This is a genomic window from Mycobacterium sp. (assembly GCF_035499775.1).
In the GTDB taxonomy this organism is placed as follows: domain Bacteria; phylum Actinomycetota; class Actinomycetes; order Mycobacteriales; family Mycobacteriaceae; genus Mycobacterium.
This window is the reverse complement of record NZ_DATJYB010000235.1, coordinates 1-18,950: the sequence shown is the minus strand read 5'-3', so window position 1 is coordinate 18,950 and position 18,950 is coordinate 1. Positions and strand designations below refer to the sequence as shown.

Below are 18,950 nucleotides of genomic sequence, written 5' to 3'. Positions count from 1 at the left end.
GATCCCTTCCGATGCCGATCCACAGGATCTCCTGCTGCTCAACGACCTGCTTGGTATCGCCGACCCCGAGGTGCCGCTGCCGGCGATCGACCCCGACGCGCGGCGGCGCCGGCTCACCGCGCTGATCAACACGATGTCGCTGGCGCGCACCCAACCAGCGCTCTACGTCATCGAAGATGCGCACTGGATCGATGCGGTCAGCGAGTCGATGATCACCGACTTCCTCACGGTGATCCCGCAGACCAAAGTGATGGTGCTGATCACCGCCCGCCCCGAGTATGAGGGCGCGCTGACCCGGATGCACGGCGCGCAGACGATAGCCCTGCCGCACTGGGTGATTCGGACACCGCGATGCTGATCGGTGAACTGCTGGGTACCGATCCCTCGATCACCGACCTGGCGGCGGTCATCGCCGAGCGGGCCGCGGGGAACCCGTTTTTCGCCGAGGAAATGGTGCGCGAGCTGGTGCAACGTGACGTGCTGGCCGGTGAACGCGGTGGCTACGTCTGCCGGACGGATGTCGCCGAGGTGAGCGTGCCGGCCACCGTCCAGGCGGCCATCGAAGCACGCGTGGACCGGCTGGACACCCCCGCCAAGCGGACGTTGAACGCCGCGTCGGTGATCGGAGCCCGCTTCGAAGCCGAGCTGCTGTCCGCGCTGGGCATCGATCCTGTTTTCGACGAGCTGCTCACCGCGGAGCTGATCGACCAGGTGCGGTTCACCCCCAGCCCCGAGTTCGCCTTCCGTCACCCGTTGATCCGCGCGGTGGCCTACGAATCGCAGCTGAAATCCGATCGCGCCGAATGGCACCGGCGCCTGGCCACCGCGATCCAAGAGCGTGCCCCGGGATCAGTGGAGGAGAACGCGGCGCTGATCGCCGAACACCTCGAGTCAGCCGGCGAGATGCACGCGGCGTACAGCTGGCACATGCGCGCCGCCACCTGGTCAACCAACCGCGACATCGCCGCCGCCCGGCTCAGCTGGGAGCGCGCTCGCCGAATCGCCGACGCACTGCCCGACGACGACCCCGACCAATTGTCGATGCGCATCGCCCCCCGCACGATGCTGTGTGCGACCGATTGGCTAGGCCGAACGGTGCAGGAAAGCCGGGGCCGCTTCGCGGAGTTGCGCGAACTGTGCACCGCCGCCGGGGACAGCGTTTCACTGGCCATGGGCATGACCGGGCGGGCCACCGAGTTCCTCTTCGCGGGACGTTCGCGTGAGGGGTCCCGGTTGGCATCCGAGCAGATGGCGCTGCTCGAGTCGATCGGCGAGTCCAACCTGACCATTGGGTTGGCGTTCATCGCGTTCGCCAACTGGTTCGATGCAGGCGAATTCGGCGAGATCTTGCGATGGTCGCAGACCATCATCGACTTGGCCGCAGGCGACCCGACCAAGGGCGGCGGCTTCGGAATGGGGTCACCGCTGGCGATCGCGGTGGCATTTCGCGGCGTTGCCCGGTGGTGGCTGGGCTGGCCCGGATGGCGACAAGATCTCGACGACGCCGTCGCGATGGCCCGGAATAACGACCCGGCGACCCTCGGCGTTGTCATCGTGTGGACCTACACGCTGGCGATTTGCTTTGGGGTGCTTCGCGCCGATGACTCCGCGCTGCTCGCGATTGAAGAGGCGGGGCAGACCGCCCTAAGGGCCAGCAGCGACACTGCGGTGATCTACGCCGAGTACGGGTTGGCTGTCGCACTGATGCATCGGGACGCCGAAGCCGACCGTCGCCGCGGGCTGGAGCTTGCGATGCCGGCCCGCGAGTGGCAGCGCGAGCGTACGCCTTCCCTGGTCCCGCTCACCGTGCTGGTGGTCGAGCGAGAGAGAGCCAGGCACGGCGACCGCGATGCTGCCATTCCAGCCATGCGCAAAGCCTTGGATGAGCTAAACGACGACGAGCGACTCGGTTATAGCGTCTGGGCCACCGGAGCTCTGGTGGAGACGCTGCTGGAGCGTGGCGCCGATGCCGACCTGGCCGAAGCCCAACAGTCGATTGAACGACTGGCGAACCTGCGCGCCGATCAAGATTCTGCGATGCGCGAGATCACGCTGCTGCGGCTGCGCACGCTGCTGGCCCGCGCCCGCGGCGACGATGTTGCGTACCGGGACTTGCTGAGTCGCTATCGCGCGACGGCGCAATCGCTTGGCTTCGAAGAACATATAGCTTGGGCCGAGGCGATGTGAGTGTCACAGAATGTTTACGGGCGAACCTGAATGGATTTGTCCGCCAGAACTTTTCGAAGTGCCACCGACCAAAGTGTGCCAACAACGGTGCGGTCCTCGGCATAATCCGCCAGTGATTCCTCGATACCGGCAATCAGCACCGGATGCGGACTGGATTCAGTGAACGTGCGATAACCGTGTTCGTACGACCACCGGACAGCCTGTTCGAACAGGACCGGTTGGCGCAGATTGGCAAACCAGTAATCGCCGTCGAGGATCGACATGTCGAGCCCGGCGCCGGTGACCGAGGAGATGAAGGTGATATCGCCGGTTCGCGGCTGCAGCCCGGAAAGCGAGTCGCGCAACGGCTCCCGCAGCGCCTCCACTTGGGCAGAATGCAAGGCGTAATCGACGGGAATTCGCTCGGCCGGCAGATCATCTCGCTGACACACAGCCATGATCTGGTCCAGTGCGGCAGTATCGCCGGTAATCACCGTCGAAGACGGACCGTTTTGGGCGGCAACGGAGATCGATTGACACCATGGTTCGATGAGCGCGAAGACCCGTTCGCTGGGCCGCGGGATCGAAACCATACCGCCTGTTCCAGCGATTGCACCGATCGCCTTGCTGCGCGACGTAACTACCTTCGCCGCGTCGCGCAACGACAAGCCGCCGGCGACGTAGGCAGCCGCAATCTCGCCGTGTGAATGGCCTAGTACTGCATCCGGGTGGATTCCCAGCGCGCGCCAGTGCACGGCGAGCGACACCATCACCGCAAACAACAGGGGCTGCTTCACATCGACCCGGTCATTGCTGGTGGAATCGACGCCGTCCCGCACGACCTCGAGCAGTGACCAATCGACAAACTCGGCGAATGCGGCATCGCAGAGCCGCAAGTGCTCGGCGAATGCCGGCGCGGAGTCCAACAGTTCGACCGCTCGCTGCGTCCACTGCGAACCGTGGCCGGGGAACACGAAGACCGTTCCGCCTGTGCCCGTGGCCCTTCCATCCAGGCTTCCTGTTGTCTTGCGCGGTCGTGTCGGGTCGAGGCGGGCCGTTACCATCGCATCTCCAGGCCCCGTGCCCAGCAGGCCGCTACGCGGTGTACGTCCTCATCTGAACCCCTGACCTGTTGAATGACGCGCAGACGCAGGTCGTAGTGCGTGGCTACCCAGCCGATACCCCGTTCGCAGTCGACGCGCAACAGTGTGCCATCGCTGGCCCGTTCGTGGCCGGTCGCGTGTGGGGCGATCCTCGTCATCGCGCCTTGGCGACCGGCGTACTTTGCGGTGATCATCGTCGTTCCTCAATCCGTATCGCGCTTCACGATAGGAATCGTCACTCGAACGCGGTGCGGCGAGCGCAGTAGCGCGCTACTGCAATCGGGTCTGCCGAGCGCACGCGGTGCCAGGCGGTGTCACTCTGTTTGCCCCCCGCGACGCGCTACCAGGGCGGCGAGTTCGTCGCGGCTGGTGGTTCCGGTCTTCGCCATGGCGCGGTATATGTGGCTTTCCACGGTGCGCACCGAAAGAGTCAGACGCTCAGCGACCGCACGGTTGGACAACCCCTCGCCGATGAGCATCACGATCTCTCGTTCGCGATCGGTAAAGGGCACGGGCTCGCTGGCCTGACCGAACGCGGGAGTCCATGCGCCGCCGCATTGTTCGGCCAGCGCGTCCGCGCGCGTCGCGCATCCCAGCGCCGATCCGCGCAGGCCCTGCTTCCGGTAGGTGAGGGCCGCGTGGGCGGCGGCGTCGACCGCGGCAACGAGGTCGCCGACGCGCTCAAATTCTTCCGACACAGCCGCCAATTCAGCGGCATCGCCTTCAGCCAGGGCGGCCGAGAACCGCGCGGCGACGCCGACACGTGGTCCCTCGACGATCCCTTCGAGCTCGCGCAACCGGGCTGAACCCGAGTGGTCACCGAACTGGGTAGCCGTCTGCAGGCAAACCACTTCGACTGCGAATTGCCCCTTAGCTGCAGCTCTTTCGGCAGCCGACAACAACACCGTGATCGCCTCGCTGACGGCGCCCTGGCCCGCCGCCACCCACGCCCGAGCCAGGCTCCGTTCAAAGTCCAGCAACCGGAAAGGACGTCGCTGCGTGTCGAGGGCGGCCAGCGCGGCGGCTGCCTCCGCGGTCGAACCGGACATCGCGAGCGCAGTCACCCGCGGGACCCGGTAGCGGTATCCCCAGCCCAAAGCGTGCGTCGCGGACAGTCCCACCGCCGCCTGTTCAAGCAGCGCACCCGCGGAATCGAGGCGTCCGGCACCGAGGGCCGCGCAACCCGCCACGGCGGCACCCAGTAATTGAGCCCCGCCGGGAAGGTCGGCCGCCTGGCGGCGCACCCGCTCGGCCAGCTCCAGGGCGTCCGCAATCCGGCCGGCCAGCAGCAGCGCGCTGACGTGTGCGTCGGCGATGTTGAACCTCATGTGCGGAGCGTCGAAAGAGCGTGCCACAGTGACATATCCCGCATCTGCGACGGCTACTGCTTCCGTGGTGCGCCCCGCATCCGCGGCTATGGCCGCCAGGACCCAGGCGATTTCAGCGCCAACGACGGCGGGCAGGTCGTCCATCGCGAGGCTCTTGGAAGCATCCATCGCCGCGGCCGGCTGGTCCGTCGCGAACCAGTACACCGTGAGGAAGGCATCGATATAGCTACGGGCTTGCGCTGACGTGGTGCGCGACGCGTCGTCGATGATTTCTTTCGCGCGCGCTGGGTCGCCGAGCGCCCACAGCATGTTGCTGGCCCGCAGGAACGCGCATCTGGCCCGCTCAATGTCGCTCAACTCGCCGGTGTGAATCTCGGCCAGCACCGCGTCCGCCTCCTCGCCGCGGCCTGACCACGAAAGGGCATGCGCGCGAACAAAATTCGGTTCAGGTCCCGCTCCTGCACGGATTGCCGCCGTGGCAAGTCGATCGGCGAGGGGCAGATCCGCCAGCCAGACGGCGCCGTGGGCGGCCTTCACGAGTAGATCGGTGTCGGGCGTGAGGTCGGAGTCGAGACTCAACGTGGCGCGGCGCACCACGACCTGGATGTCGTCGCTGTCATCGACCGCGGCGAGTTCGGCCGCGACCAGTCCGCGCAGGCGTCGCAGCCGAGTCGGTGCCGCACGACGGCGGCGCACCTCACCGTAGAGCGGATGCGCCACCCGCACCTCCACACCGCCAACTACCGGGTCGAGCGTGATGAGGCCACGGGTGTCGGCCTCCTCGATCGCTGCTGGATCGGCGATGCGCCGCAGGCGCGCCAGGTCGATGGGCTCCCCCACCGCCACCACGTCGACCACATCGCTGACCGGCGCCGGCAGGGCTCCGATGCGGGATTCGATCAGCTCAACCAACCCGGGCGGCATGACGGGATCACCGAGCCAGCGCCAATACCCGTCCTGTAGCAGGATTCGACCGTCCGCGGCCTCCTGTTCGACGATGTTGCGCAGGTACAAGACATTGCCGCGAGTCAGCTTCCATAGCCGCTGCGCGGCATCTGGATCCACCGGCCCGTCCAACGTGGCCGACAGCAGCGAGATGGTTTCATCGAGCGACAGCGCCTGCACGTCGAGCCGGTCGAACTGGCCGACCGTCCATAGCTCTTGCACCGCAGCGCTGATCGGGTCGCCATCGCGAAGGGTGAGCATCACCTTTGCCGCGCCTCGCTGCACGATCTGATGCAGCACGAATATCGACAGATCATCGAGCAGGTGCACGTCATCGACGCCCAGCACCACCGTGCTGCCCGACGGCGCCGCGGTCAGCGATTCCATCACTCCGCGCAGCAACTGAAGGGTGTCGGTGACACCGGGCTGCGCCCACGCCGTGAAAGCACCCAGCGGAACTGCCCGCGCGGCTGATGTGCCGACCGCCCACCGCCCTTCGCATCCCCGCGCGACGGCGATCGACAGCGCTTCGCGGGCGATCCGGCTCTTGCCCACACCGGCTGCCCCGCAGACAACGATGCCGCAAACATCCGAAGCCGTGATGGCGGCTTCGATAGCTCGCATCTCCTCCACGCGGCCAACCAACGGCCAGGACAAGCGCACCCCAGCAGCGTACGTGCCGACACCGCAGACACTGGCGTTTATCGTGGCAACTCCTTCACCCGGAACGAGCAAACATCAAACATGGACACTGTCGCCGTCCCGGGTCAACTCAGTACCCCGGTGATCGCCTCAATGAGCGCCCTCATTACGGCGATAACCAGTGAAATGGCGATAAGGGAGACGAAAAAGCCCAGGACAACGCCGCCAAGAACGATGGAAATGGTTTGCCCTAGGAAGTCGCACAAAACGGACCCAGGGGGCACACTTGGATCCAACCCCAGCCCCCGCAACAACGAGGTGAGAAAGTCCTCGATAGTGAGATACGAGGCCGCACTCGTTTTCAAGTTCTGAACGAACTGGTCCTCAAATGCAGCCGCCCTTTGGGCCACCGCCTGATAGTCCTGGGCATGGTCAGAGAACAGGCGCGCGATACTCGACGACACCTCATCGGCGGCCGCGGCGGCAACCGCAGTTGTCGTTGGGGCCGCCGCGGCGTGGGCTTCGTCGACCGCCGAACCGATGGTCGCTAAATCCCCTGCCGCCGCAGTCATCAGCTGTGGCGCCGCGATTACGTGCGACATCGGTGTCCATCCTCCTCAGTACGCGAAGCTGGCAAACCAAGACTCGCCCACGTCGACCGGGTGGACTGCAGTAGTCGACTACTTAACTGGCCAGCCGGACGGGCAACGATTGGACAGCGACGCCGACGGCCGTCACCGGTCCGGCGCTCATCCAGGGATGTCGCGGGCCGCCGTGGACTGACACGATGGAACCCGTGCGTGCGTTCGCCTGCCCCGTCTGCCAGAGCTACGCCCCATTCGAGTCGCGGCGCTGCCCGAATTGCTTGGCAGAACTGGGATTGCATGTGCCCAGCCGCACCATGGTCGCGACCTCGTCAGGCACTGCTGTCATCGACGGCCAGACCTGGATCTCCTGCACGAAGGCGCTCAGCCTCGATTGCAACTGGTTTGTGCCCGAGGAACAGGAACTGGGTCGGCGGGGGCGGTGTCTGGCCCATTCCTTGATCCGCCGCGAACCCGACGCCGACGACACCATCGCCGTAGAAAAACTGACCTCGACTGGAATTGCCCTGCGGCGGTTGATTTTTCAGCTCATCGAGATCGGCCTGCCGGTCGAGCCGTTCTGGCGCAAAGACGGAGGTCTGGCGTTTGATCTGCTGTCCAGTTACAGCAGCGGTGAGCGGGTGGTGATCGGGCACGCCGGCGGGGTGATCACGATCGATCTGGTCGAGTCACTGGACGCTTACCGCGAGTCCCTTCGGGTCCACCTCGGCGAGCCGTACCGCACCATGCTGGGTCATTTCCGCCACGAGGTCGGCCACTACTACCAGAACATCCTGGTGGAAACCGATCCCGGAGCCGCGCGTTACCTCGACCAGTGCCGGGAGATCTTCGGCGACGAGCGCGCCGACTATCAAAACGAGATCGCACGGCACTACAAATTCGGTGCGCCGGCCAACTGGGCTGACTTCTACATCTCCGAGTACGCGACGATGCACCCCTGGGAGGACTTCGCCGAGTGCTTCGCCCACTATCTGCACATCACCGCCACTATCGACACCGCCCGGGAGTCCGGACTGGTCTTGCACGCCGACCGGGTCCGTTTCGCGGTGCAGCGCGACGTCGTTCCGCTCGAGTCCTATGCGGACGCGTCGATCGAGCAACTGCTGGAGGACTGGAAGTGGTTGTCGCTCTGCTTCAATCGCGTGAACACCACCATGGGCAAGAGTCCGCTTTACCCGTTCGACATCTCGCCGGCAGTGGTTCGCAAGCTGGCGTTCGTACACCAAGTGATCCGCGAGACGGCCGGGTTGACATAAGGAGGCACCGATGTGTCGGTGGGTTGCATACCTGGGCGCCCCGATCGCGCCCCGCGAGCTGCTGCATGACCCGGAGCGGTCACTGATCGAGCAGAGCCGCAGGCACGCGCCGAACATGGAGATTCCCAACGGCGACGGCACCGGGTTGGGTTGGTATGAGCACCGCGCCGAACCGGCCCTGTTTCGCAGCATCACTCCGGCGTGGGGGGATGAGAACCTCTTGGAGCTGGCCACCGAGATCCGCAGCCGACTATTTCTTGCCCATGTGCGCGCGGGGACGGGAACGCCGGTGCAGCAGACCAACTGCCACCCGTTCCGCTACCGCAACTGGCTTTTCGTGCACAACGGGCACATCGGCGGATATCACCGGTTGCGCCGGGATCTGCTGTTCGCGGTGCGCCCCGACCTGTTCGGCAATATCGCGGGGTCCACCGATTCGGAACTGATGTTTCACCTCGCGCTCACCTTCGGTCTCACCGATGATCCGATCGCGGGAATCGCGCGGATGGCGGGTTTCATCGAAGCGGCCGCCGCCGCGGCCGGCGTGCAGGAACCCGCGCTGCAGATGACGGTCGGCATCAGCGACGGGGTGCGCCTCTACGCGGCCCGCTACGCCAGCGGTCCGGACGTGAACACTCTGTTCTTCAGCGAAGATCCGGAGTCGGTGCGCATGCTCTATCCCGACAGCGAACGGCTGGCGCACTTCGGTCAGGATGCCCGCGTGGTGGTTTCCGAGCCGTTGAGCGATCTGCCGGGCGTATGGCGGGAAGTGCCGGCCGGGACCGCACTGATCATCGGCGAGGACATCGACGAGCGACCGTTCGAGCCGACTGTGTGACCCGCCCGGTCGCCCGTAATCTCAGTCCGCGCCGACGGAATCCATGGCGATCAGCTTCCCCAGTTTTCTCGCGGGCGGCATTCAATCCGGATTGCAGCCCCGCCCGGTGGGGAGAAGTTGCTGCTGCACGACGGCGTCGAAGTAGGCGCACACCTCGCCGGCGGTGGCCAGTTCGCTGAATCCCTGGTTCCAACCCACCTGGTCAGTGGTGTTGTTGCCCAAGGCTCTTGAGTTGACGCCGTCGTACGACGACGGCTGGTGCAACCGGACGAATGGATAGGCGGTGGTCCAGTGTCCACCGGGTTGATGGGCACGGTCCACCATGACCACACGTGCCTCGGTCTCGGTGATCATCGTGTCGGTAAAAGCCATTCCCATGGCTCCGGCCCCTTACCACCAGGTAGTCGGCCTCGATGGTCGTCAGCAGCCCTCCTGTGTGCAATGAGAATGCGGCGACGGACAACGATGTCGAAGGTTACGCAACGATAGCGCCGATCCGTTGATCCGCTCACACTTGGGCCGGCATGCTGTCCCAGCCACGCACCGCCGACGACGACGAAAAGACCGCGGCGTCTAGGTCGACTTCCCAGTCGGGAAAGCGATTCATGATCTCGTCCAAGGCAATTCGCCCCTCGATTCGCGCGAGCGCGTTGCCCAGGCAGTAATGCGCACCGACGCCGAAGGTCAGATGCTGGCGCGGTACCCGCATCACATCGAAAGTTTCCGCGTTCTCGCCGAATCGCGCTTCGTCACGGTTGGCAGCTCCCATCAAAGTCAGGATCGCACTGCCCTGGGGAACGGTAGTCCCGTGGAATTCGACATCGCGAGTGACATACCGGGCCGCTTGCAGCGCGGGTGGCTCGAAGCGCAGGATTTCTTCGATTGCCCCGGGCAACAGCGATCGGTCACTGACCAACTGCCGGCGCTGGTCTGGATGTTCGAACAACAGCTTTCCCGACCAACCAATCAGCCGCGTCGTGGTCTCCGAGCCCGCAACAGCAACGACTTTCATGAACATCAACAGTTCGTCGCGGTGCAGCTTTCTGATGATGCCGTGTTCGTCGCGGAATTCGGCGTTGAGGAGCTCGGTTGTCAGATCGTCTGCCGGATGGTCTGTGCGCCAATCGATGAAGTCAGCGAAAACCTCTAAGTCGGTGAGCCGGGCTTGATGATTGTCGGTCATTCGGCCGCCGCGATTGGTGCGGACGGACTTCTCACCGTGCTCTTGAACCCGGCGCTGGTAGTCCTCGGGAATTCCGAACAGCATGCCCACCACCCGCAGTGGCATTACGGCGCCGAGATCCGTGACGAAGTCCAGGCGATCGCCGCCGATCAGCGGATCCAAGCACCGCTGCGTGAACTCCCGGATCATCGGCTCAAGCGCATTGATCTTGCGAGGGGTGAACGCACGCGACAGCAGGCTGCGGTGAATATCATGCACCGGCGGGTCTTCGAAAATCACTAGGCCTGGCGGAATTTCGATGCCGGCCTTGATGACCTCCAGCACGACTCCGCGCGCAGAACTGAACGTGTGATGGTCTACGAGTGCCCGGTTGACGTCATCAAACCGGCTCAGCGCGTAGAAGTCATGCTTCGCGTTGTAGTACAGCGGCGCGTTCTCGCGGATGCGCCGAAACATCGGATATGGATCGGCATTGAGGTCGACATCCCACGGGTCGTAGTACACATCGTCGGCCGTATCGATAGTCATAGGCTCCCCCTTCGGATGACTGTGGGCCCGGTCATGGCACAGGTTCGGACTGGCAATCCAATGTCGCGGCACCCGAGTCCGGCACCCGCGGCTGCTTCCAGCACTCAACCGGAAATGACACCATGATCATCGAGTACAGCAGGTGCATGAGGTGGAGAACGTCCTCGGGCATCTCGTCGAGAGAGAACTTGTCGCAGTAGGAGATCGCCTCCTCGGCACGCGGCACGATCGCGTCATAGAACGCCTGCATCTCGGCCATGGAACTGGCCAACCGTTTTGCGTAACGCTCTGGCTCGGCGGCCAGGCACCACGGTGAAAACCGTTCCAGATCAGCAAATTCGGGCGGCAACATCGCTGTCGTCATCTCGGGTCAGACCTCGGCCAGCTTGCGCTGGTAGTCGTCCACCCACGCCGCGGTCTCTTTGTGCAGATGGCGGATGAGCACCTCTTGATCGCAAAGCAGGAACTCCTCGACAACGCGGGACTCGACCATCGTCTGCGTCGCCTCCAGCGTGTTGGCATCCTGCAGGCCGTACTCCTTGAACGTCACCGCCGTCATCTCCTGGGCGATGCGCTCGCGCGGAGTACGCGGTTGCGGAAAGTACAGCGTGCCTTCGAAAATATGGCTGTTGTAGGCCGTCGGCCAGTAGTGATACGTCAGATACCAGCCCTGCGACCAGATCAGGATCACGAAGTTGGGGAACAGCTGGAACGAATCCGAGCCCCAGGGATTGCACTCCCCTGGGTTCACCCCGGGCGGCATCGGCCCGAGCTCCACCTTGTCCCACGGCCCGAAAAGCCCACTCTGACAGATGTCCTCCATCGGTTTACGCATCTGCGGGTCCATCTCCCACACCCGGATGCCCGATGTACTGACCAGTCGGTGCGGGCCGTCGATGCGGTAATGCGGCGCCTCAAAACCCGCTTCCGCGGCAGCCTTCGAGAAGTTCGACGGCGACTGGTTCGCGTGCAGAATGGGCGCGTGGTAGAACTCCTGGAACGCGTCCAGGTAGAGCTTCCAATTCGCCTTCACCTCTGAGCGGTACTGGAACCGCGAAGTCATTTCGCCGAACGGATAACCCTCCAGGCTGGTGATCATCGCACCCAGGAAATCGCGCAGCGATTGCTGGGGTTCGCGCGCAAAGTTGACGAAGATGAACCCTTCCCACACCTCGCAGTGCACGGGCACCAGCCCGTAGCGGCTCTTGTCCAGGTCGAAGAATTCGTCTTCCTGCTGGACGAACGCCAGGTTGCCGTCCAGGTCGTAGCGCCACGCGTGGTATTTGCAGGTGAATTGCCGGCACACGCCGCTGGTCTCCTCCATAGGCATGTCGTTCCACACCAGTTTGTTGCCGCGGTGACGGCAGACGTTGTGGAATGCCCTGACCTCACCGGAACCGCTGCGCACCACGATGATCGAGGTGTTGGCGACCTTCAGCTCCTTGGTGAAATAGCTTCCCTTCTTCGGGATCTGTTCAACCCGGCCGACATTCAACCAAGCCCGCTTGAACACCGCGTGCCGTTCCACCTCGTAGAACTCCGGGCTGATCGAATCCTCATAGGACACCGGCTGAGTACCCAGTTGCGGATAGTGCTGCGTCCAACTGCCTTCGGGCGGTTTCGGATAGCGCGCCATATGTGCTCCTGTCTAGCCGAAGGTCTCGCGGTGCAGTTCGGTCAGGGCGTGGATTTGCTCGAGGTAGTGCTCCAGCGAGTGATGGACGAAGCGCGCCGAAAGGGTTGTGGTGCCGCCGGCGGCCATTGCCAGCAGCGTTTCCTTTGTCGCTTCCGGTTTTCCGACTGGATCAAGGGGATGATCGGCGGGCATGACCACCTCGAAATCGGGAGGCAGCTCGAACGCCGGTAGCCACGTTGCCGCGGTCTCCATCGACACGTAATAGGGACACCATCCATCGGCGAGAGTGACAGCTCGCCGCAATGACCGTCGCGTGCGACCGCCGATCCAGATCGGCATGTGCGGCTGCAACGCACACGGATCGACTGTCAGCCCGCTGAACGAGTAGAACTCGCCTTCGTAGGCCGGCGCGCTACTGGGCAGCGCCGCTCGCAGTGCCTTCAGTGCGTCGTCGCCGCGGGCGCCGCGGTCGTCGAAAGGTGCACCGAGAAGGTCGAATTCTTCCTTGAGGGAGCCGACACCTAGGCCGAGGATCACCCGTCCCGCACTGACGTGATCGAGTGTGCCGTACCGCTTCACGATCGCCAGTGGATGGTGGTAGCCCAGCACCAGCGTCATGGTGGCCAGTCGAATCTGCTTCGTGCGCGCCGCAACATAGCCGAAGGTGGCAAGCGGATCCCAGTATCGTGCTCCGCGCCGCCCGATTTCGGTCGAGGGCACACCGATGTGTTCGCTGCACGTCATGTGGTGGTAGCCGAGCCGATCCGCGGCCTCTGCTACTCGGCCGATGTCTTCGATGCCGGCGTCCTTCTCCCAATGCAATGGGGCTCCGCCGATATTGGTGACGACCGGTGTGGCGATACCGAGCTTCACTGGAGCGGCTCTTCACCCGCGAGGATGGTTCGATGCATCAAGCGGCCGCTGTCAACCGCATATGGCAACACTCGGTGCATGGTGCCGGTGTTGTCCCAGATCAGCAGATCACCGGGCTGCCACTCGTGCCGGTAGACATACTGGGGCTGGGTAGCCCAATCACGAAGGCGCGCAAGCAGAGCGCGGCTTTCTTCGACCGAGACTCCGAGTACGTAATCTGATGTCGCGCCCAATAGCAGTGACTTACGGCCGGATTGATGCGTCCACACCAACGGGCAGGCCTTGTTGGCCGACTTCTGCCAGAACGCCACTTCCGCGTAGCTCATCTCCGGCGTGACGTAATACTGCGAACGCTCCGCGCTGTGCACCACGCGCAAATCCGCTATTTCTTGCTTTTCGGCTTCCGGAAGGTCCTCGTACGCCTGGTAGGCGTTGCAGAATTCGGTCTGCCCGCCCGTTTCGGAGAGCTGCACGGCGCGCAGGAACGTCGCCAGGTTCGGGAGCGGCTGCAGGGACCCGTCGAAGTGCCAGAACATCGAGCCCCGAAGATATTTGGCGCGTTGGTTCACCTTTTCGTCGAGCGAGATCTTGTTGATGCCTCCCTCGCCCTCGTTGGCGACGATGTTTCCGAGCGTCTTGGCAATGGCGACCTGCTGCTCGTCGCTGATCTCCAATCCGCGGAAGAACACCACCCCGCGCTGCTCGAGCGTCTCGCGGATCTTGTCGGCCTCTCGGCCGCTCAGCAGCGTGTCGAGGTCGGTTCTGATCTCGCTGCCGATACTCGGAGTGAGGTTGACGATCTCCAGCTGTGCCGAGTCGAGTCCCATGGTCTCAGCTCAATCTCGTGAGAATGGTGTTGGCCGAATGCTTTACCCGCGGCTGTTTCCACAGCTCGACCGCCAACGCGACGGTGATCAGCGAGTACAGCAGGTTGCGCAGATTCGCGACGTCGTCGGGCAGCGGTTCGGCGTAGTCGAACTTGTCGATATAGGCGACCGCTTCCTCGGCATGCGGAAACACCTCGTCATAGAACGCCCGGATCTCGTCCATGGAACTGTTGACGCGTTTCACGTAGCGTTGGTGGCCGTCCTCGATCGCCCACTCGGGCACCAAGTGTTCCAGCTGCGAAAACTCGGCTGGCAGAACCGCACTCATCGCTGGCTCGCCTTCGCCTGCTCGCCGGCCTCGACGTAGTCAGCGACCACTTTGTGCAGATGGCGCAGCAGGATTTCCTCGTCATTCATCGTGAAATGCGTAAGGACGCCACTGTTGAGCATCGCCTGCAGACCCTCCGAGGGGCTGGCATCTTCCAGGATGATGTCGTTGAGAAACGTCACGGTGAGCTCTTGTCCGAGCCGCTCCTTGTGCGTCTTCGGCGGCTGATAGAACATCTCGACTTCGAACAGGTGCGAGTGCGGTCCCGTCGGCCAGTGGGCGTGGGTGGTGAATCCGGAGGCCCCGAAGATGAGCACGAAGTTGGGGAAGAACTGAAACGAGTCGAAGCCGTATTTCTCCGACCGCGTGGGATTCATCCCCGATGGCATCGGACCCCCATCGACTCTCTTGTTCCACGGCCCCGCCGCACTCGCCTCCATCACGCATTCAATCGGTTTCGAGTACGGCGTCTTTCGCGACGGCTCACCCGCGAACGAGAACATCCGATGCGGGCCGCTGAGCTGGTAGGCCAGCGCGTCAGTGAACGGATTCGGCTTATCCAGAGCTTCTTTGGCCTCGGCGGTGAGATTGCCGAACGAGGACGCATGCAGGTACGGCCCGTGGTAACTCTCCGCGAAGCTGTCGACGAAGATCTTCCAGTTGCACTGCAACTCGACCGAGAACTTGTAGATCTGGTGCGGACCGTCGAACGGATAGCCCTCGATGCCGTGCGCCAGTTCACCGAGGAAAGAACGCAACGGCTGGGTGTTGTGCGGGTCGAGGTTGATGAAGATGAAGCCTTCCCACACCTCACACTGCACCGCGGGCACCCGGCAGCTGTCGGCGTCGAAGTCCAGCAGCAGATCCTTGCGAGTGGGCGAGTGCAGCGAGCCGTCCAACTTATATCGCCAGCCGTGGAAACGGCAGTACAGCAACGGCGCGCGGCCAGACACCTCCTGGAACGGATCGTCTTCCCACAACATCTTGTTGCCGCGGTGCGGGCAGATGTTGTGGAAGGCGCGGATCACGTCGTCTTTGCCGCGCACGATGATGATCGAGGTGTTCAACACCTTGAGTTCGCGGGTGAAGTAGCTGCCCGAGCGAGGGACTCGTTCGACGCGCCCGACATAGAGCCAGGTCTTCTTGAAGACGTGCTCTCGTTCCTTTTCGTAGAACTCTTCGGACACGCAGTCTTCAAGAGACACCGGGCCACGGCCGAGTTCGGGATATGCGTCGGTCCAGTTTCCGCTTACGGGTTTGGCCACCAGGCTGTTGTGACTCATGAGGCCCTCCTCGGGCCGACGGTACAGCTGCGGAAATGGGCAAAATAGATGCAAAACCGCAACACCCTGTTGCATAGTTGGAACACAAACCCGAAGTTGGAACACAAACCCGACGTTGGAACACGACTATGGAACAGAACCCGACCTTTGACCTCGATGCCCTGCTGATATTCGGCAAGGTCGTTGAAAGCCGCAGCCTGTCGAAAGCGGCGACGTTGCTCGGCATGCCCAAATCCACCGTCAGCCGCAAGCTGACGAAGCTGGAATCCGACCTCGGCATCAAGCTGCTGCGCAAGAACACCCATCAGATCACCGTCACTGATCTCGGCGAGCAGGTTTACCACCACGCTGTGAACGTCCTGGCCGAGGCCAACGGCGTGCGGGCTCTGGTGGAAGGCAGCAAGCAGGAGCCGCAGGGTGAACTGCGGGTCGCGATACCGGTATTCGTCGGCATCGACTACGCATCTCGGGTCGGCGCGACATTCCTTCAGCGCTATCCCAATTCGCGGTTGGACATTCGGTTGGTCGACAGCATGGTCGATCCGATCAAAGACGGCTTCGACGTCGTATTCGGGCCGGGACCGCTACAGGATTCCAAGCTGATCGCGCGAAAGGTGTTCGACCTGAATCTGTTCCTGTGCGCCGCAACCGATTTCGTGCAGCAATTGCCGGAGCCCATCACGGTGCCCACTCAATTGAATGACCTGCCGTTCATCGACTTCGGCTTCGGCGGACCGCGCAAGTTCACGATCTTCAGGCAACAGCGACGATACGAACTGTCGCCGCAGGTACGCGCCCGCGCCAACAACTTTCAGGTGTGCAAGCAGTACATCCTGCAGGGCCTCGGCGTCGGGGCCATGCCCACGCAAATCATCTGCACCAGGGAACTGCGCGAGGGCACCATCGTGCCGGTCCTTCCCGACTGGGCGGTGGAACCACTGGCCGTGCACATGATCTATCCCTTCGAGCTTTCCTTTTCGACCTTGATCAGCGCCTTCTACGACACGGCCTGCGAGATCATCGTCGAGAACATCGCCAGAAGCCGAGACCTAGAGGGCGGGGCCGACGGAGGCGAGGAACTCCTGGGTCTGTAATCGCGACCTGGTGCGCGCTGCCGCGTCGTCGCCCAGTCCGACGATTCGCGCCGCGAGATCCGTGACGCCCGCGTCGCGATAGCGGCGCAACCGGGCAATGACGGCCGACTCGTCGCCGGCGGCCATCGTGTCACCGACATCCTGGGCGTCTCCGTGCTCCAGGAGTCGGACATAGTTCGGCGAGAAATCCGCATGCCCGAGGATCTCGCTCGCATAGCCGCGGGCATGGTCAACCTCGCTGTTCGAGCACAGGGCGACCGGGACGCCCGCGACGATTCGTGGCGCCGCGCGCCCAGCCGCCTTGGCCGCCGCGTTTATCCGTGGGGCGACGTGGTTGGCTATCGCACGCTCGTCCGCCATCCACAGAATCGTGCCGCCCGCTCGTTCGCCGGCCAGCCGCAACAAGGCGGGCCCAAGGGCGGCAAGCAAAATCGTCATCTCGGGGGCGTCGGCAACGTCGATCGACGCATCGACGTTGTACGTCTCGTTCGTGACCTGGACGATCCCCGGTCCCGCGATCGAGGCTGCCAATACGTCGAGATAGTCGCGCATCAAATGGGCTGGCCTATCGTAAGGAAGTCCCAGTTGACCGCTGATGATCCAGTGATGCGAAGGACCCAGTCCGAGGGTGAAACGGCCGCCGCACGCAACGTCGGTCGTCAACGCTTGTTGCGCCATGATCATGGGATGCCGCGTCTGAACGGGTACCACGGCTGTGCCTAGTTCGATGCGCTCTGTCACCTGGCCGATCAGCGCAACAGCGGTCATCGCGTCCAGATAGCCCGGGACTTGCGGCATCCAGAATGAGGTGAAGCCGGCGCTCTCGGCAGCGCTGGCATCTGCCAACAAACCGGCGAGGCGGTCGGTGCGCGACCGCTCTTTGTCGGAACCGACCATCAGACCGATTCGCATTCGCTGTCCTCCTGAGCTGGGCCAGAGCGATTGGACCGACCGCATACATGAAAGCAGTTGCGGCGGCTTTACTCGATCTTGACCATGCGTTGAATCCTCCCCCCGACGATTGCTGACGTGGGTACGCTTCCATCGGTGGAACTGCGGGTTTTGGGGCCTCTGCAGGTCCGACAGGACGGCACGCCCGTCATCATCCCGGGCGCAAAGCCGCGCGCCCTCCTCACGATGCTGGGGCTGCACAACGGATCGGTTGTGCCGGCCGACACGCTGCTCGAACTGCTCTGGGGCGATGACCCGCCGCGCACCGCCGCCAAGGCGCTGCAGACCCACATCTCCGCGCTGCGCCGCACCCTGGGCGACGGCTTCGTGCTCACCGAGGGAATGGGTTGGAAACTGGCCGGCGCGGACGTGGACGCGACGTATTACAAGTCGGCGGCCCGACTGGGCCGTGACGCGGCCGCCGCCGGCGACACCAGCCAAGCGGTGGCCCGCTTCGAGGAGGCGCTGGTCCTGTGGCGCGGTATCCCCGAACTGCCCGACGGCCGGCGGGGCTTGGCCGAGAAGACGCGCTGGATCGAGGGCCACGCCGCGCTCGTCGAGGATCGCGCGGACGCGCTGCTCGCGACCGGTCGGGCGGCGGAAGTCATCGGCGACCTTGAGGCGGCGGTGGCCGAGGCGCCGCTGCGCGAAAGGCGATGGGGACAGCTGATGCTCGCCCTCTATCGTGCCGGCCGGCAGGGCGAAGCCCTGGGCGCCTATCAACGGGCACGCTCGCTGCTGGCCGACGAGTTGGGGGTCGATCCCGGGCCGGAGCTTCGCCGGCTCGAGGCCGCCATCGTCGCACAGGACGCCTCGCTGGATATTGTTGTGGCACAGAGCCTTCCGGCGGTGACGCGCGCCGTGACCTTCCTGCTCACCGATATCGAGGGATCGACCGCCGCCTGGGAGGCGGACGCCGAGGCCATGGCGGTGGCGCTCGCACGGCACGACGAGCTGGTCGAACAGGCCGTCACGTCGCGCGGGGGACGGCTGATCAAGACGCGCGGCGAGGGCGACGCGACTTTCTCGGTCTTCGACCGTCCGTCGGCGGCGGCCGCCGCCGCCATCGAGTTGCAGGACGCGATCGGTTGCGAGCCTTGGGCCCTACGCGAGCCCATGCGTATCCGCGTGGCACTGCATACCGGCGAGGTGGAGCTGCGCGACGGCGACTACTTCGGTCGGGCGGTCAACCGCGCCGCGCGGCTGCGGTCGCTGGCCGCGGGTGGCCAGATCCTGTGCTCGGGGGCGGTCGCCGAGCTCGTCATCGACTCGCTGCCCGACGACGTCGTGCTCGCCGACTTGGGGATCCGTCAACTACGCAACCTGGTGCGCCCGGAGCACGTTTTCGAGCTCCGGCTGGAAAC

At 64.1% G+C, this 18,950-nt stretch carries 16 protein-coding genes and 2 pseudogenes; 5 read left to right on the top strand and 13 right to left on the bottom strand.

What is annotated here, in order from left to right; genetic code table 11:
- Positions 1-2,187: pseudogene (locus VML93_RS15715) on the top strand (ATP-binding protein); the annotation flags it as partial.
- A 14-nt stretch (positions 2,188-2,201) separates the two neighbouring features.
- On the opposite strand, the gene VML93_RS15710 reads toward VML93_RS15715, so the two are convergent.
- The 4 genes from VML93_RS15710 to VML93_RS15695 form a co-directional block, all read right to left on the bottom strand.
- Positions 2,202-3,230, bottom strand: coding sequence for an acyltransferase domain-containing protein (locus VML93_RS15710; RefSeq protein ID WP_325611983.1), 1,029 nt, complete (start codon positions 3,228-3,230; stop codon positions 2,202-2,204).
- Complete coding sequence (locus VML93_RS15705) at positions 3,224-3,463, bottom strand: hypothetical protein (protein ID WP_325611982.1); 240 nt, start codon at positions 3,461-3,463, stop codon at positions 3,224-3,226. The genes VML93_RS15710 and VML93_RS15705 overlap by 7 nt, the downstream gene beginning before the upstream one ends.
- Before the next feature lie 120 nt (positions 3,464-3,583).
- Complete coding sequence (locus VML93_RS15700; RefSeq protein WP_325611986.1) at positions 3,584-6,166, bottom strand: helix-turn-helix transcriptional regulator; 2,583 nt, start codon at positions 6,164-6,166, stop codon at positions 3,584-3,586.
- Between the two features lie 143 nt (positions 6,167-6,309).
- Entirely contained in the window at positions 6,310-6,786 is a 477-nt protein-coding gene (locus VML93_RS15695; RefSeq protein WP_325611981.1) for a PE family protein, read from the bottom strand.
- 194 nt (positions 6,787-6,980) lie between these two features.
- Between VML93_RS15695 and VML93_RS15690 the strand changes: the two genes are divergently transcribed.
- Both VML93_RS15690 and VML93_RS15685 read left to right on the top strand, forming a co-directional pair.
- Complete coding sequence (locus VML93_RS15690; protein WP_325611985.1) at positions 6,981-8,045, top strand: zinc-binding metallopeptidase family protein; 1,065 nt, start codon at positions 6,981-6,983, stop codon at positions 8,043-8,045.
- Positions 8,046-8,055: 10 nt separating this feature from the next.
- Complete coding sequence (locus tag VML93_RS15685) at positions 8,056-8,883, top strand: class II glutamine amidotransferase (RefSeq protein ID WP_325611979.1); 828 nt, start codon at positions 8,056-8,058, stop codon at positions 8,881-8,883.
- A gap of 99 nt (positions 8,884-8,982) precedes the next feature.
- On the opposite strand, the pseudogene VML93_RS15680 reads toward VML93_RS15685, so the two are convergent.
- The 8 genes and pseudogenes from VML93_RS15680 to VML93_RS15645 all read right to left on the bottom strand — a co-directional run.
- A pseudogene (locus VML93_RS15680) lies at positions 8,983-9,346 on the bottom strand (NAD(P)-binding protein); the annotation flags it as partial.
- A 45-nt stretch (positions 9,347-9,391) separates the two neighbouring features.
- Positions 9,392-10,594, bottom strand: a complete 1,203-nt coding sequence (locus VML93_RS15675) for a cytochrome P450 (protein ID WP_325611978.1) — start codon at positions 10,592-10,594, stop codon at positions 9,392-9,394.
- Between the two features lie 31 nt (positions 10,595-10,625).
- Positions 10,626-10,958, bottom strand: a complete 333-nt coding sequence (locus VML93_RS15670) for a hypothetical protein (protein WP_325611977.1) — start codon at positions 10,956-10,958, stop codon at positions 10,626-10,628.
- A gap of 6 nt (positions 10,959-10,964) precedes the next feature.
- A complete protein-coding gene (locus tag VML93_RS15665) occupies positions 10,965-12,230 on the bottom strand; it encodes an aromatic ring-hydroxylating dioxygenase subunit alpha (protein ID WP_325611976.1) in 1,266 nt (421 codons plus the stop codon).
- A gap of 12 nt (positions 12,231-12,242) precedes the next feature.
- Complete coding sequence (locus tag VML93_RS15660; RefSeq protein WP_325611974.1) at positions 12,243-13,103, bottom strand: TIGR03619 family F420-dependent LLM class oxidoreductase; 861 nt, start codon at positions 13,101-13,103, stop codon at positions 12,243-12,245.
- On the bottom strand, positions 13,100-13,930 hold the full coding sequence (locus VML93_RS15655; protein ID WP_325611972.1) for a TauD/TfdA family dioxygenase: 831 nt from the start codon (positions 13,928-13,930) through the stop codon (positions 13,100-13,102). Before VML93_RS15655 ends, VML93_RS15660 begins: the two co-directional genes overlap by 4 nt.
- Before the next feature lie 4 nt (positions 13,931-13,934).
- On the bottom strand, positions 13,935-14,258 hold the full coding sequence (locus tag VML93_RS15650) for a hypothetical protein (RefSeq protein WP_325611970.1): 324 nt from the start codon (positions 14,256-14,258) through the stop codon (positions 13,935-13,937).
- Positions 14,255-15,541 (bottom strand): aromatic ring-hydroxylating dioxygenase subunit alpha, encoded by a 1,287-nt coding sequence (locus VML93_RS15645; RefSeq protein WP_325611969.1) that lies wholly within the window; start codon positions 15,539-15,541, stop codon positions 14,255-14,257. Before VML93_RS15645 ends, VML93_RS15650 begins: the two co-directional genes overlap by 4 nt.
- Positions 15,542-15,669: 128 nt before the next feature.
- On the opposite strand from VML93_RS15645, the gene VML93_RS15640 reads away from it, so the two are divergent.
- Entirely contained in the window at positions 15,670-16,635 is a 966-nt protein-coding gene (locus VML93_RS15640) for a LysR family transcriptional regulator (RefSeq protein ID WP_325611968.1), read from the top strand.
- Here VML93_RS15640 and VML93_RS15635 read toward each other — a convergent pair.
- Positions 16,591-17,547 (bottom strand): TIGR03564 family F420-dependent LLM class oxidoreductase, encoded by a 957-nt coding sequence (locus tag VML93_RS15635; protein WP_325611966.1) that lies wholly within the window; start codon positions 17,545-17,547, stop codon positions 16,591-16,593. The genes VML93_RS15640 and VML93_RS15635 overlap by 45 nt on opposite strands.
- 135 nt (positions 17,548-17,682) lie before the next feature.
- On the opposite strand from VML93_RS15635, the gene VML93_RS15630 reads away from it, so the two are divergent.
- The coding region (locus VML93_RS15630; RefSeq protein ID WP_325611965.1) for a BTAD domain-containing putative transcriptional regulator at positions 17,683-18,950 on the top strand (1,268 nt) is incomplete at its 3' end.

Coding starts and splice junctions, on each gene's coding strand:
- VML93_RS15710 (WP_325611983.1), bottom strand. CDS start 3,230: ATGGTAACGGCCCGCCTCGACCCGACACGACCGCGCAAGACAACAGGA.
- VML93_RS15705 (WP_325611982.1), bottom strand. CDS start 3,463: ATGATCACCGCAAAGTACGCCGGTCGCCAAGGCGCGATGACGAGGATC.
- VML93_RS15700 (WP_325611986.1), bottom strand. CDS start 6,166: ATGCGAGCTATCGAAGCCGCCATCACGGCTTCGGATGTTTGCGGCATC.
- VML93_RS15695 (WP_325611981.1), bottom strand. CDS start 6,786: ATGTCGCACGTAATCGCGGCGCCACAGCTGATGACTGCGGCGGCAGGG.
- VML93_RS15685 (WP_325611979.1), top strand. CDS start 8,056: ATGTGTCGGTGGGTTGCATACCTGGGCGCCCCGATCGCGCCCCGCGAG.
- VML93_RS15675 (WP_325611978.1), bottom strand. CDS start 10,594: ATGACTATCGATACGGCCGACGATGTGTACTACGACCCGTGGGATGTC.
- VML93_RS15670 (WP_325611977.1), bottom strand. CDS start 10,958: ATGACGACAGCGATGTTGCCGCCCGAATTTGCTGATCTGGAACGGTTT.
- VML93_RS15665 (WP_325611976.1), bottom strand. CDS start 12,230: ATGGCGCGCTATCCGAAACCGCCCGAAGGCAGTTGGACGCAGCACTAT.
- VML93_RS15655 (WP_325611972.1), bottom strand. CDS start 13,930: ATGGGACTCGACTCGGCACAGCTGGAGATCGTCAACCTCACTCCGAGT.
- VML93_RS15650 (WP_325611970.1), bottom strand. CDS start 14,258: ATGAGTGCGGTTCTGCCAGCCGAGTTTTCGCAGCTGGAACACTTGGTG.
- VML93_RS15645 (WP_325611969.1), bottom strand. CDS start 15,541: ATGAGTCACAACAGCCTGGTGGCCAAACCCGTAAGCGGAAACTGGACC.
- VML93_RS15640 (WP_325611968.1), top strand. CDS start 15,670: ATGGAACAGAACCCGACCTTTGACCTCGATGCCCTGCTGATATTCGGC.
- VML93_RS15635 (WP_325611966.1), bottom strand. CDS start 17,547: ATGCGAATCGGTCTGATGGTCGGTTCCGACAAAGAGCGGTCGCGCACC.